A 12658-nucleotide genomic window follows, 5' to 3' on the forward strand; every position below is an offset into this window, starting at 1 on the left:
GGTCGGCCCCGGACCCGGACTCCGGAGCCGGCTCCGGCGCGTCCTGGCCGGGGGCCGGTGTCGCCTGCGCCGGCGCCCCGGCGTCCCAGAACGGGGAGGGCGTGTCGTCGGCGACCGCCCCCGGGGCCGCGAGGAGCTGCAGGCCCAAGGCCGTGGCCGCCGCGCGGCGGAGCAGGGCGGGGGAGCACCTCCGGCAGGCCCCGGCCAGGCGCACCCAGCGGCGGCGTCCGGCCAGCACCGCGAGCACCGCGAGGACGGCGGCGAGGATCCAGACCGCCACCACGGCGGAGCCCACCGCGGCCGCCACCAGCCCGATCAGCGCCCCGGTGTCCGAGCCCCCGGCGGTGCGGCCGTCGCCCGCGCCGGCGAGGACGGCGCCGCAGGCCGCGGTGGCCAGGCCCAGGGCAGGGACCAGGAGCACCGACCACAGCGGAGCGGCAGCGGTGCGTGCGGGTCGTGCCGTGCCGTCCATGTCGTCCTCCGGTGAATGGAGTTTGATCGCGTTTGATCTTGTTTGACATCATTTGACGTCTTGGGGCATTGTTAGCATCCGCGGAGTGCCGGTGTAAAGGGTTCCGCGGCCCGCGGTGGACATGACCTTCCTTGACCGGTCCCGGGCGGAGGCCTACGTTGAGGCGCGGCGCGACCGGACGGCCCGGACGCCGGAAGAGGAGGCCCTGCAGTGCGCTGGGAGCAGCTGTTCGCGGACATGGAGGCGCAACTGGCCTCCGTGCACCAGCTGGGCCTGGAGGAGGAGGCCGCGGAGCAGGCCCGCGCAGAGTACTCCCGGGTCGGCGTGGCGGACCGGCTGCGCCTGCGGCAGGGCGAACCCGTCCGGGCCCTGCTGGCGGGGGCTGTGCCGGTCGAGGGCCGGGTGCGCACGGTGGGCGCCGGCTGGGTCGCCCTCGAGGACCGGGGGACCGAGCACCTGGTGCCGCTGGGGGCCGTCCTGTGGTGGGAGTCCCTCGGCCGCGGGTGGGCGCCCGGTGACGACCCGGTGGCGCTGCGGCTCGGCCTGGGGCACGCGTTGCGCGCCCTCGCCCGGGCCCGGGCAGGGGTGCGGATCCGGCTCGCCGGCGGGGGCCCGCTCGGCGAGCTCGAGGGGACGGTCGACCTGGTGGGCTCGGACTTCTTCGACCTGGCCCTGCACCCCGACGACGACTACCGGAGGCGGAGCAGCGTGACCGCTCTGCGCGCCGTGCCGTTCCCGGCGCTGGTCTGCGTGTCCTCGCTCACCCCTGGGTGAGCCGGTCTCCGGCGTCGTCCCGGTGGATCAGTCCAGGGCGCCCGAGCGGACCGCCTCCGCCGTCCGCTCGTACCCCCGGGCGATGTACTCCTCCAGCTTGGCGGTCTCGACACGCCACTGGCCGCGTCCGCCCACCTGGATGGCGGGCAGCTCCCCGCTGCGCACGAGAGCCCTCGCCTGAGTCGCCGAGATGTTGAGGATCTCAGCGACGTCCGCCAAGGTCAGGAAGCGCTGCTGCGCCATCCTCCGCCTCCTTGCTCGTGGTTGCTCTCCCGTTCCAGTCTGCCACCGAACGGGCGGAGCGGTCTCCCGTCCACATGCGGCGGCGCCACCACCCGGCAGATGCGGACCGGGGGGCGGCCGGGCCGCGCACCTGTCCCCAGTTGTGCACCGACCCGTTCCCGCGGAGCACGCCCGCGGGCAGAATGTGGGCGACGAGCGCGGTCCCCACGGCCGTGCCGAGCATCGAGAGAGGCGGTCGCCGATGAGCGGCACGGTCAGGGGCACGGACGCCCCGACGGCCCGGTTCCGGAGACCGACCTGGCGGGACCCCCGGCTGCTCACCGGGCTGCTCCTCGTGCTGCTCTCCGTCGCCGGGGTGACCGCCGTGGTCACCGCCACGAACCGGACGGACCCCTATCTGGCGGCCGCCCGGGACATCGAGGTCGGGCAGTCCGTGACCGGCGAGGACGTCGTGGCCGTCGTCCGGCTCCAGGACGCGGCGGGCCTGTACGTTCCGGCGGACTCCGCCCCCGGGCCGGGCACGGTCGCCACGCAGCGGATCCCGGCCGGACAGCTGCTGCCGGGGACCGCCCTGGGCACCGCGGACCGGCTGGACCGCAAACCGGTCGCCGTCCCGGTGGAGCATCCCCTGCCCCAGGACGCCGCGGCCGGGTCGCGCGTGGACGTCTGGGTCGCCGCGCAGAAGCCCTCGGGCCGGGGCCACCAGCCGGCGCGCCTGCTGCTCCCCGCCGCCGAGATCGCCGGGGTGCAGGCGGAGGAGACCGCCCTCGGCGCGGGCCGCGGCACCGTGGTGCACGTGCTGGTCGAGGAGGACCCGATGGAGGAGCTCGTGGACGCGCTCGGCAACGACGCCCGCGTCACCCTCGTGTGGAACCCCGCGGGCGGCCGGTGATGGTCCTGCCGGTCATGGCCCTCGGGGTCTCGACATGGCCCCTCGTCGACGGCATCGAACGGCTGCACGGGCGGGTCACGGTGGTGCGCCGCTGCCTCGACCTCACGGAGCTGCTGGCCGCGGCGCGCGCCGGCCTCGGCCGGGCCGCCCTCGTCGCGGAGGGTGCCGAGGACCTCACCGCCAGCCTGCTGGAGCAGATCCGGCTCGGCGGCGCGGCGCTGCTGGTGCTGGAGGGCCACGACCACCACCGCCTCGCCGGACTGGGCGCCGTGGTCGTCCCGGAGCACGCCGCCCCCGAGGACGCCGCACGCCTCGTCGAGGAGGCCGTGGCCGCCTCGGGCGCACCGAGCGCCGTGGGCTACGCCGACGTCCTCGCGGCGGGCCGCTCGGACGTCCCGGCCGGCGCGGACGCGCAGGACGGGGAGGAGCCCGGCGGCGCGGAGCCGTCCGGCCCCCGGAGCGCCGGGCGGATCGTGGCGGTGTGGGGGCCCACGGGAGCACCGGGCCGGACCACGGCGGCCGTCAACCTCGCCGCCGAGCTCGCCCTCCTCGGGCAGGACACGGCCCTCGTCGACGCGGACACCTACGGCCCCTCGGTGGCCGCGGCCCTCGGGATGCTGGACGAGGCGGCGGGCCTGGCCCAGGCGTGCCGCCTGGCCGACCAGGGGCGGCTCGACGGCGCGGCCCTGCGCCGGACGGCCGCCGACGTCGCCGTCGCCGGGCGCACGGTCCGGGTGCTCACCGGACTGACCCGTCAGGACCGCTGGCCGGAGTTGCGCTCGAGCGCCGTCGCGGTGGTGCTCGAGCGCTCGGCGCAGGAGTTCAGCACCACGGTCGTGGACTGCGGCTTCGCGCTCGAGGCCGACGAGGAGCTCAGCGTCGACACCATGGCTCCTCGCCGGCACGCCGCGGCCCTCACGGTCCTCGAGCGCGCGGACGTGGTGGTCGCCGTGGGGGCCGCCGACACCATCGGCGTGCCGCGGCTGGTCAAGGGCCTGCCGGACGTCGCCGCGGCCGCGCCCGGAGCCCGGCTCGTCGTCGCCGTCAACAAGCTGCGCCGCTCGGCGGCGGGACGCTCCCCGGAGCTGGGGATCCGCGAGGCGTGGGCGCGGTTCGGCTCCGGCCCGGCGGTCGAGCTGTTCGTGCCGTGGGACCCGGAGACCTTCGACGAGGCGCTCCTGGCGGGGGCCGTCCTGGCGGAGACCGCGGCGGGGTCGCCCGCGCGGGCCGCGTTCCGGGCGCTGGCCGAGAAGGTGCTCGCCGGTGCCGGGGAACCGGAGGCCGGCGAGGACCTGCTCGTGCGCGGTACTAGGCTGGGCGGCAGGATCGGGGCCTGGCTGCGGCGCTGATCGCGGGGGCGCCGTCCGTGCCCTTTCCAGCTGCGACCACCGGAGGCGATGTGGCTTTCACGGAACCGCTCAGGAACACCGAGGACTTCGGGCCCGGGGACCACGAGTGGCTCCACCTGCTCGTGGGGGACTGGCAGCTCATCTCCGACCTCGCCTTCGCCGACCTGGTCCTCAGCTTCCCGGCCGACTACATCCCGGCAGCGGGCAGCGGCAACGGCCGCGGCATGCCGGCTCCCGCCAGTCCGTTCCGGGTGCTTGCCCACGTGCGGCCCGCGACGGGTCCCACGGTCTTCCACGAGGACATGGTGGGCGAGCTGCTGCCCGAGGAGCTGAGCGGACCGCTGCGGGCCGCCTGGGTCGGCCGGCGGATCGAGCGGGTGCGCCCGTCCGGGAGGGGGGTCGACTCCTCGGCTCCGGTCAGGGTGGTGCCGCTCGTGCGCCAGGGGCGGACGCTCGCCCTGCTGACCCTGCACGCCGGACGGGCCGGGGGGCAGGTGGTCTCGCGGCAGGAGATCGTCTACCGGGAGACCGCCGACGCGCTGCTGCGGATGGCCAACGAGGGCCTCTGGCCGGACTTCTCCGCCCCGACGGGTTCGCGCCGGGGCGCGCCCCGCGTGGGGGACGGGGCGATCCGGCTCGACGCCGAGGACCGCGTCAGCTACGTCTCGCCCAACGCGGAGTCGGCGCTGCGCCGGCTGGGCATCGACGGAGAGCTGCTCGGGGAGCGGCTCATGGATCTCGTGCCCCCCGTCCTGGTGCCGGGGGCGGACACGGACGAGACCCTCGCCCCCGTGCTCAGCGGGCGGACGGCGTGGCGCACCGAGGTGGAGGGCGCCCGCGTGAGCGTCAACTTCCGCTCCGTCCCGCTGCGGGACCGGTCCGGCCGGCTCGGCGCGGTGCTGCTCTGCCGGGACGTCACCGAGCTGCGCCGCCGGGACCTGGAGCTCGTGTCGAAGGACGCGACCGTCCGGGAGATCCACCACCGCGTCAAGAACAACCTGCAGACGGTCTCCGCGCTGCTGCGCCTGCAGGCCCGGCGGATGACGACGGACGAGGCGAGGCACGGGCTCGAGCAGGCCATGCGACGGGTCGCGACCATCGCGATGGTGCACGAGACCCTCTCCCAGGGGTTCTCGCAGAACGTGGACTTCGACGAGCTCATCGCCCGGCAGTTCCGGCTCGCGGCGGAGGTGGCCGCCCCCGAGCAGACGGTGCACACCCGGATGATCGGCGAGTTCGGCGAGCTGCCGACGCGGCTGGCCACCCCGTTGGCGCTCGTGATCAACGAGCTCGTGACGAACGCCGTCGAGCACGGCCTCGCCGGCCGGACCGGCACGGTGACCCTGGAGGCGTCCCGCCTGCAGGACGAGGACGGCACCGGTCAGCTGCTCGAGGTCGTGGTGAGCGACGACGGCACCGGCATGGGCGACGTCGTCATCGAGGAGTCCGGGGCCGGTGCCTTCCGGAGGGCGGGCAGCGGCGAAGGACTGGGGATGCAGATCGTCCGCACCCTCGTGGCGGGCGAGCTCGGGGGCTGGATCCGCTGGGTCCCGCGGCAGGGCGGGGGCACCGAGGTGACGGTGCGCGCCCGGCTCGACGACTGAGCCGGGGGCGGCCCGGGAAGCGGCGAGGACCGGGACCCCGTGGGGTCCCGGTCCTCGGTGGTAGCGGGGCGCTCAGGAGGCGCGGCGGGCGCGGGCGGCGCGGCGCTTGAGGGCGCGGCGCTCGTCCTCGCTCATCCCGCCCCAGACGCCGGCGTCCTGGCCGGACTCGAGGGCCCACTGGAGGCAGGTGTCCATCACCGGGCAGCTGCGGCACACGGCCTTGGCCTCCTCGATCTGGAGGAGAGCAGGTCCGGTGTTGCCCACGGGGAAGAACAGCTCGGGATCCTTCTCCAGGCATGCTGCGCGGCTACGCCAATCCATGGTCAGCGATCGCTCCTTTCAAGGGCGGGTCCGGGCGGCGCAGGGCAGAGTGATCCTGCGGCAGCGGCGTCCGGGACAAGAGAAAAGGCCCATTCGCACGGGCCTTGTGGAGAACTGTCGTCCACTTTCCCATGCCGGAGGGGTGTGGACAAGGGCTTTGGGGGCCGCGTCACACCCCGTTCGGTGAGGCGTTGCTCACAGCCGACCGGGCGCGGTCGGCTCCGGGGCCGGCGCGGCCGCCCGCGGCGACGGCCGGCGGACTAGGGTGGCGGGGGTGCGGCAGACCGCGCCCGCCGCCACCCCGGAAGGAGAACCCCATGCACGTCCCCTCCCCGGACGTCCGGCCGCGCGAGGTCGTCCTCCTGACCGGCGTGGTGCTGCTCGAGGCCCTGGTCCTCGCGGGGGCCGCGGTGCGACTGGTCTGGACCCTCCTGTTCGAGGAGCCCCTGACCGTGGGCGGGACGGTCTTCCTCACGGCGGTGTTCCTCGGTGGCGCCCTGTGGCTGCTGCGCGTCGGCCGGGGCCTCTGGCGCGGCTTCCGGTGGCCCCGCGCGGCCGCGCTCGTGGTCCAGCTCTTCCTCCTGGTGCTCGCCTACCCCCTGCTCCGCTCGGGGCAGTGGGCGCCCGGGCTCGCGACGGCCGTGCCGGCCGTCGTCGTCCTCGTCCTGCTCTTCCGCCCGGGCGTGCTCGCCTGGACGAGCCGCACCGTCCGATAGCGTGCCCGCCGGCCCGGTCCGCCGCCCGGGGCGCGCCCGCCCGGGACCGCAGGCCCGGACCAGTACAGTTGAACCGCCCGCGCCCGGCGACGTCGTGCCCGGCCCCCGTCCCCATCCGTCCCTCCCGCCGCACAGCTCCGAACAGGTGGTCCCGTGACTCCCCGCCGCATCGTCATCGTCAGCCGCATCTTCGCCCCCGAGCCGGCCGCCGCGTCCTTCCGGCTGCGGGCCCTGGCCCGTGGGCTGACCGAGGCGGGGGCGCAGGTCACGGTCCTCACCACGCGCCCGCCCGCCGGGGCCGTGATCGATCCGGAACCCTACCCGGTGCGCCGGTGGCCCGTCCTGCGGGACCGGTACGACTACGTGCGCGGCATCGTCCAGTACCTCAGCTTCGACGTCCCCGTCCTCTTCCGGCTGCTGGCCACCCGTGCCGACCTCGTGGTCAGCGAACCGCCCCCCACCACGGGGATGGCCGTGCTCGTGTCCTCGCTCCTGCGGGGCCGCCCCTACGTCTGGTACGCCCCGGACATCTGGACGACCGCCGCTGAGAAGATGGACGTCCCCGTCCCGGTGAAGCGGGCCATGCGCGTCATGGAGACCCTCGCGGCCCGGCGGGCCGCGGGCGTGCTCACCGTGTCGGAGTCCATGGGCCGCGAGCTGCAGTCCGTCACCGGCGTGGCCTGGGAGAAGGTGCTCGTGGCGGAGAACGGCATCGACACCGACGTCTTCCGCCCCGACGGGCCCGTGGCGGACCCCGGCGCCCCCTACTTCGTCTACGCCGGGTCGATGTCCGAGTGGCAGGGCGCCGACGTCTTCGTCCGGGCCATGCCACGGGTCCTCGAGGCCCACCCCGACGCCCAGCTGCGCTTCTTCGGGCGCGGCTCCGACATCGACCGGGTCCAGGAGGTCGCCGAGCGGCTCGCGCCCGGGAGCGTGCTCTTCGAGGGGCTGCGCCCCGCCGCCGAGACCGCCGAGTGGACCCGGGGCGCGGTCGCGGCCCTGGGCGCGGTGCTCCCCGGCATCGGCTACGACTTCACCAAGCCCACCAAGATCTACGCCGCCGCGGCGTGCGGGACGCCGGTCGTCTACGCCGGTGCGGGAGTCGCCGCCGAGCTCGTGGAGGACAACGGCCTGGGCGCGGCCGTCGACCACGACGCCGACGCGGTGGCCGGGGCCATGATCGCCGCCCTCGACCGGCGGCTCGACCCGGCGCGGGCCGAGGCCGACGACCGGGAGCGCCGCCGGCGCGCCGCGTGGGCGGCCGAGAACGCGTCCCTCGCGGCCTCCGGCCGCGTCGCCGCCGAGTGGCTGCTCCAGGGCTTCCCGGACTGATCAGGTACTTTGGTACGCAGCGCACGCCCGGCGCGCCCGTGCCGCCCCCCACCGGCCGGACGCCGGCCGGGCCCACCAGGACACCAACCTCAGGAGTTTGCCCGTGAACGCAGATCTCGTCGTCGTAGGCTCCGGCCTGTTCGGCCTGACCGTGGCCGAGAGGGCCGCCAACGAGCTCGGCCTCGACGTGGCCATCATCGACCGGCGCCCCCACATCGGAGGCAACGCCTACACGGAGAACGAGCCGCAGACCGGGATCGAGGTGCACCGCTACGGCGCCCACCTGTTCCACACCTCCAACGAGCGGGTCTGGGACTACGTCAACCGGTTCACCGACTTCACGGACTACGTGCACCGGGTGTACACGCGGCACCACGACGAGGTCTTCCCCATGCCGATCAACCTCGGCACGATCAACCAGTTCTTCCGGGCGGCGTACTCGCCGGCCGAGGCCCGGGCGCTGATCCAGGAGCAGGCCGGGGAGCTCGCGGGGACGGACCCGCAGAACCTCAACGACAAGGGCATCCAGCTCATCGGCCGGCCGCTCTACGAGGCGTTCATCAAGCACTACACGGGCAAGCAGTGGCAGACGGACCCCAAGGACCTGCCCGCCTCCATCATCAACCGGCTCCCCGTCCGGTACACCTACGACAACCGGTACTTCAACGACAAGTACGAGGGCCTGCCGGTGGACGGCTACACCGCGTGGCTCGAGCGCATGGCGGACCACCCCAAGATCGACGTCCGGCTGGACACCGACTTCTTCGACGAGGGGCACGACTACTCCCGCTCCGCCGTCTCCGGGCAGGTCCCGGTCGTCTACACCGGCCCTGTGGACCGGTACTTCGACTACGCCGAGGGCGACCTCTCGTGGCGGACCATCGACCTGGAGCAGGAGGTCCTGCCGATCGAGGACTTCCAGGGCGCCCCGGTGATCAACTACCCGGACCCCGACGTGTCCTTCACACGGATCCTGGAGTTCCGCCACTTCTACCCGCAGCGCGACTACACCACCGACGCCACGGTGATCATGCGCGAGTTCTCCCGCTTCGCGGAGAAGGGCGACGAGCCGTACTACCCGGTCAACACCGCGGTGGACCGCGAGAAGCTGCTGAAGTACCGCGATCTCGCCCGCGGCGAGGACAACGTCCTCTTCGGCGGCCGCCTCGGCACGTACAAGTACCTGGATATGCACATGGCCATCGGGGCCGCGCTGTCCATGGTCGACAACAAGCTCAAGCCCCACTTCACCGGCGGGGCCACCATCGAGAGCGGGGGAGTGGACGCGTGACCGCGACGACCCAGGACACCGACCGGACCGACACCGAGGGCACCACCTACCGGGTGCTGCAGGAGCTCGTCTTCCCGGCGAAGGACCGGTTCCCCACCCAGCCGCTCTACCTGGACTCCCGGGCGGACACGGGCACCGCCGTCCAGCAGGAGGACACGAAGGAGCAGCGGCCCCAGATCGTGGTCAACGTGGCCTCCGACGCCGCGGCCACCAACGGCGTGGCGATCCTCGGCCGCACGTCCGTGCGCGTGCCGGCCCGCAGCACCGTCTCCTTCGCCACGTACTTCAACGCGTTCCCGGCCAGCTACTGGCGGCACAACACCCACCTGCGCGAGGTCGTGCTGCGGGTGCGCACCACGGGCCGCGGCACGGTGAACGTGCACAGCTCGAACGCGCGCGGCGAGTCCGTGCCCGTGTCGGTGCACGAGGTCTCCGGCACCGACGGGCTGACCGAGGTCGAGCTGCCCCTGAAGGCCTTCGCCGACGGCGGGTGGTACTGGTTCGACGCCACGGCGGGGGACCAGGAGCTCGAGGTGCTGGGCGCCCAGTGGCTGGGCGACGGCACGGGCACCACGCAGGGCTCCGTGACCCTCCAGATCACCACCATGAACAAGCCCTCCTACTGCCTCACCAACGCCCGCCTCCTCGACGAGCAGCGGGATCACCTGCCGCAGGTCGCGCAGGTCGTGATCGTGGACCAGGGCAACCAGAAGGTCGTCGACGAGCCGGGCTTCGGCGAGGTCCAGGCGCGCTTCGGCGACCGCCTGCGGGTCATCGACCAGGGCAACCTGGGCGGGGCCGGCGGCTTCGCCCGCGGCATGTACGAGGCCGTCCGTGCCGACAGCACCTACGTGCTGCTCATGGACGACGACGTCGAGATCGAGCCGGAGGCGGTGCGCCGGATCAGCGTGTTCGCCGACTTCTGCAAGCGCCCCACGCTGGTCGGCGGGCACATGATCGACCTCCTCAACCCCACGAAGATCCACAACTTCGGCGAGGCCATGGACCCGTACAGCTTCCAGTACGGCCCCGCGGGGGAGGGCGTGGAGATCGGCCACGACTTCCGGCACAGCAACCTGCGCGGCACGGCCTGGATGCACCGCCGCATCGAGGTGGACTACAACGCGTGGTGGATGTGCCTGATCCCCACCCAGGTGGTCCGCGAGATCGGCCTGGCGCTGCCCGTCTTCATCAAGTGGGACGACGTCGAGTACGGTATCCGCGCCAAGGCGGCCGGCTACCGGACCGTGTCCCTGCCCGGCGTGGCCGTGTGGCACCTGGCCTGGGCCGACAAGGACGACACCATCAGCTGGCAGGCGTACTTCCACAAGCGCAACCAGCTCGTGGCCGCGTTGCTGCACTCGCCGTTCGACCGCGGCGGCGAGGTGCTCGGACGCAACGGGATCAAGGACCTGCGGCACCTGCTGTCCATGCAGTACTTCGCGGAGGAGGCCCGGGTCCTGGCCCTCCGGGACGTCCTGGCCGGGCCCGAGACCCTGCACGAGCTGCTGCCCCAGCGCATCCGCGACGTGCGCCGGATGATGACCCAGCACTCCGACGCCGTCTACGAGGCGGACCTCGACGCCTACCCGACGGTCGCGTCGGCCAAGCCGCTCCGCACCCGGCGGCTCTCCGCCCCGCACGGGCTGAAGGTGCTCACCTCCGCGACGACCGCCGTGGTTCGTCACCTCGCCGTGCGCCCGCAGGAGCAGGCCGGGCAGCACCCGCAGGTGCACCTGCCCTACCAGGACGCACGCTGGTGGCGGCTCGCCCGCTACGACAGCGCCCTGGTCTCCGCCTCGGACGGCACCGGCTACACCTGGTACAAGCGCTCGCCCCGCGAGGCCCGCGCCCTGATGGCGGAGTCCCTGCGGCTGCACGCCCAGCTGGCCCTGCGCTGGCCGGAGCTGTCCCGCCGCTACCGCGCCGCCCTGCCGGAGGTCACCTCCATGGAGGCCTGGGAGGCGACCTTCCGCGAGCACTCGGAGATCGGCGCCTGATGCCGGCGGCCACGGTCGTCCGGCGGCCGTCCCCGGGGACGGGGCTGCCGGCGGTGTTCCGCCAGCGCTACCTGCTGAAGCTGCTGGTCGACAAGGAGCTGCAGATCCGCTACCGGGGCACGGTCCTCGGGCTGCTGTGGTCCTACGTCAAGCCGGGGATCCAGTTCGTGGTCTTCTACGTGGCCCTGGGCATCTTCCTGGGCCTGGAGCGGGGGATGGAGAACTATGCCGTGTACCTGTTCTCCGGGATCATCCTGATCAACTTCTTCTCGGAGTCCTTCGGCAACGCGGCGCGCTCGATCGTGGCCAACGCGAGCCTGATCAAGAAGATCTACCTGCCCCGGCAGATGTTCCCGGTCGCGTCCGTGTGGGTCGCCGCCGTGCACCTGATGCCGCAGCTGGTGGTCATGCTCCTCGCCGCCCTGATCGTGGGCTGGTCGCCCACGTGGATCTCCCTGCTGGCCGTGCCCGCGGCACTGCTGATCGTGGGTCTGCTGGGCGCGGGGCTGGGCATGCTCTTCGGCGCGGCGAACGTGTTCTTCCGCGACGCCGAGAACTTCGTGGACCTGATCGTCATGGTCAGCACGTGGTCCGCCCCGGTGCTCTACGCGTGGACGATGGTCCGCGACGTGCTGGGCCCGGTGTGGTTCGCCGGGTTCATGCTCAACCCCCTGACCGTCGCCGTGGAGCTCTCGCACGCGGCCTTCTGGCTGCCGACCACCACCCCCGGCGCCCACGAGGTGCCGCCCCACCTGTTCTCCCTCTGGACGCCGGTGGCGCTGCTCGTGGTCACGGTCGTCATGGTCCTGGGCGACCTGATGTTCCGCCGCCTCGAGGGCCGATTCGCGCAGGAGCTGTGACGATGAGCACCGACCGCACCGCACCGCCGGCGGAGCCCGCCGTGGTCGCCCGGCACCTGGCCAAGGAGTTCTCCCTCCGCCACGCCCGCTCCCTCAAGGAGACGGTGATGTGGCTGGCGCGGGGACGGCGCCAGGACATCTCCAACCGCTTCCGCGCCCTGGAGGATCTCAGCCTCAGCATCCGGCCGGGCGAGAGCGTGGCCCTCGTGGGGCTCAACGGCTCCGGGAAGTCCACGTTCCTCAAGCTGGTCTCCGGCGTGATGAGCCCCGACGGGGGCTCGCTCGAGGTCAACGGACGCGTGGCCGGGCTGATCGAGGTGGGCGCGGGCTTCCACCCGGACCTCACCGGCCGCGACAACGTCTACCTCAACGGCGCGATCCTCGGCATGACCAAGGAGGACATCGACCGGAAGTTCGACCAGATCGTGGCGTTCTCCGAGATCGAGCAGTTCATCGACACCGAGGTGAAGTTCTACTCGTCCGGCATGTACCTGCGCCTGGCGTTCGCCGTGGCGGTGTTCACCGACCCGGACATCTTCATCATCGACGAGATCCTCTCCGTGGGCGACGAGCCCTTCCAGCGCAAGAGCCTGGGCCGGGTCAAGGAGCTCTCGGACGAGGGCAAGACGTTGCTGGTCGTCAGCCACGACTTCGACGTGGTCCGCAAGGTCTGCGACCGCGGGGTGTGGATCGAGCACGGCCGGGTCCGCAGCGACGGCCCCATCGACGAGGTGATCGAGCAGTTCCGCGCCGCGGAGAACGCCGGCTGACGCTCTCCCGCCCGGACGGACGACGGGCCGCCCA

The 12658-nt window shown here is 73.4% G+C and carries 12 protein-coding genes and 1 pseudogene; 10 read left to right on the top strand and 3 right to left on the bottom strand.

The annotated features are described in order from the left end of the window. Positions 1 to 472 (bottom strand): annotated as a pseudogene (locus ACH9D2_RS17495) (hypothetical protein); the annotation flags it as partial. A 210-nt stretch (positions 473 to 682) separates the two neighbouring features. Here ACH9D2_RS17495 and ACH9D2_RS17500 point away from each other — a divergent pair. Then, a complete protein-coding gene (locus ACH9D2_RS17500) occupies positions 683 to 1246 on the top strand; it encodes a hypothetical protein (RefSeq protein ID WP_396364103.1) in 564 nt (187 codons plus the stop codon). Positions 1247 to 1273: 27 nt separating this feature from the next. On the opposite strand, the gene ACH9D2_RS17505 is transcribed toward ACH9D2_RS17500, so the two are convergent. Beyond that, the gene (locus ACH9D2_RS17505; RefSeq protein WP_017833632.1) at positions 1274 to 1489 is read right to left on the bottom strand and encodes a helix-turn-helix domain-containing protein; all 216 of its coding nucleotides are present in this window, start codon (positions 1487 to 1489) and stop codon (positions 1274 to 1276) included. Between the two features lie 241 nt (positions 1490 to 1730). Here ACH9D2_RS17505 and ACH9D2_RS17510 point away from each other — a divergent pair, with 241 nt between their 5' ends. Genes ACH9D2_RS17510 through ACH9D2_RS17520 form a run of 3 tightly spaced genes read left to right on the top strand, consistent with a single transcriptional unit; the run spans position 1731 to position 5334 of the window. After that, positions 1731 to 2381 carry a hypothetical protein gene (locus ACH9D2_RS17510; RefSeq protein WP_396364104.1) on the top strand — a complete coding sequence of 217 codons (651 nt, stop codon included), beginning with the start codon at positions 1731 to 1733 and terminating at the stop codon, positions 2379 to 2381. Further along, positions 2357 to 3730, top strand: coding sequence for a P-loop NTPase (locus ACH9D2_RS17515; RefSeq protein WP_396364105.1), 1374 nt, complete (start codon positions 2357 to 2359; stop codon positions 3728 to 3730). Before ACH9D2_RS17510 ends, ACH9D2_RS17515 begins: the two co-directional genes overlap by 25 nt. Before the next feature lie 50 nt (positions 3731 to 3780). After that, a complete protein-coding gene (locus tag ACH9D2_RS17520; protein ID WP_396364106.1) occupies positions 3781 to 5334 on the top strand; it encodes a sensor histidine kinase in 1554 nt (517 codons plus the stop codon). Positions 5335 to 5406: 72 nt separating this feature from the next. Here the strand turns inward: ACH9D2_RS17520 and ACH9D2_RS17525 are convergent, their stop codons facing one another. After that, a complete protein-coding gene (locus tag ACH9D2_RS17525) occupies positions 5407 to 5655 on the bottom strand; it encodes a WhiB family transcriptional regulator (protein WP_017833636.1) in 249 nt (82 codons plus the stop codon). 317 nt (positions 5656 to 5972) lie between these two features. Here ACH9D2_RS17525 and ACH9D2_RS17530 point away from each other — a divergent pair, with 317 nt between their 5' ends. The 6 genes from ACH9D2_RS17530 (at position 5973) to ACH9D2_RS17555 (ending at position 12624) form a co-directional block, all read left to right on the top strand. Next, the gene (locus ACH9D2_RS17530) at positions 5973 to 6371 is read left to right on the top strand and encodes a hypothetical protein (RefSeq protein WP_396364107.1); all 399 of its coding nucleotides are present in this window, start codon (positions 5973 to 5975) and stop codon (positions 6369 to 6371) included. Positions 6372 to 6524: 153 nt separating this feature from the next. Then, a complete protein-coding gene (locus tag ACH9D2_RS17535; RefSeq protein WP_396364108.1) occupies positions 6525 to 7703 on the top strand; it encodes a glycosyltransferase in 1179 nt (392 codons plus the stop codon). 103 nt (positions 7704 to 7806) lie between these two features. Then, complete coding sequence (glf, locus tag ACH9D2_RS17540; RefSeq protein ID WP_368798274.1) at positions 7807 to 8994, top strand: UDP-galactopyranose mutase; 1188 nt, start codon at positions 7807 to 7809, stop codon at positions 8992 to 8994. Then, a complete protein-coding gene (locus ACH9D2_RS17545) occupies positions 8991 to 10994 on the top strand; it encodes a glycosyltransferase (RefSeq protein ID WP_396364109.1) in 2004 nt (667 codons plus the stop codon). Before glf ends, ACH9D2_RS17545 begins: the two co-directional genes overlap by 4 nt. Beyond that, the gene (locus ACH9D2_RS17550) at positions 10994 to 11854 is read left to right on the top strand and encodes an ABC transporter permease (protein ID WP_396364110.1); all 861 of its coding nucleotides are present in this window, start codon (positions 10994 to 10996) and stop codon (positions 11852 to 11854) included. Before ACH9D2_RS17545 ends, ACH9D2_RS17550 begins: the two co-directional genes overlap by 1 nt. Before the next feature lie 2 nt (positions 11855 to 11856). Then, complete coding sequence (locus ACH9D2_RS17555; protein WP_396364111.1) at positions 11857 to 12624, top strand: ATP-binding cassette domain-containing protein; 768 nt, start codon at positions 11857 to 11859, stop codon at positions 12622 to 12624. Positions 12625 to 12658: the final 34 nt, after the last annotated feature.

Origin of the sequence: Kocuria rhizosphaericola (genome assembly GCF_044462205.1) — a bacterium.
Lineage (GTDB): Bacteria > Actinomycetota > Actinomycetes > Actinomycetales > Micrococcaceae > Kocuria > Kocuria rhizosphaericola.

What these genes read in the sequence shown, in the direction of transcription:
- ACH9D2_RS17505 (WP_017833632.1), bottom strand. Translation starts at nt 1,489, where the DNA reads ATGGCGCAGCAGCGCTTCCTGACCTTGGCGGACGTCGCTGAGATCCTC.
- ACH9D2_RS17550 (WP_396364110.1), top strand. Translation starts at nt 10,994, where the DNA reads ATGCCGGCGGCCACGGTCGTCCGGCGGCCGTCCCCGGGGACGGGGCTG.
- ACH9D2_RS17525 (WP_017833636.1), bottom strand. Translation starts at nt 5,655, where the DNA reads ATGGATTGGCGTAGCCGCGCAGCATGCCTGGAGAAGGATCCCGAGCTG.
- ACH9D2_RS17555 (WP_396364111.1), top strand. Translation starts at nt 11,857, where the DNA reads ATGAGCACCGACCGCACCGCACCGCCGGCGGAGCCCGCCGTGGTCGCC.
- ACH9D2_RS17530 (WP_396364107.1), top strand. Translation starts at nt 5,973, where the DNA reads ATGCACGTCCCCTCCCCGGACGTCCGGCCGCGCGAGGTCGTCCTCCTG.
- ACH9D2_RS17510 (WP_396364104.1), top strand. Translation starts at nt 1,731, where the DNA reads ATGAGCGGCACGGTCAGGGGCACGGACGCCCCGACGGCCCGGTTCCGG.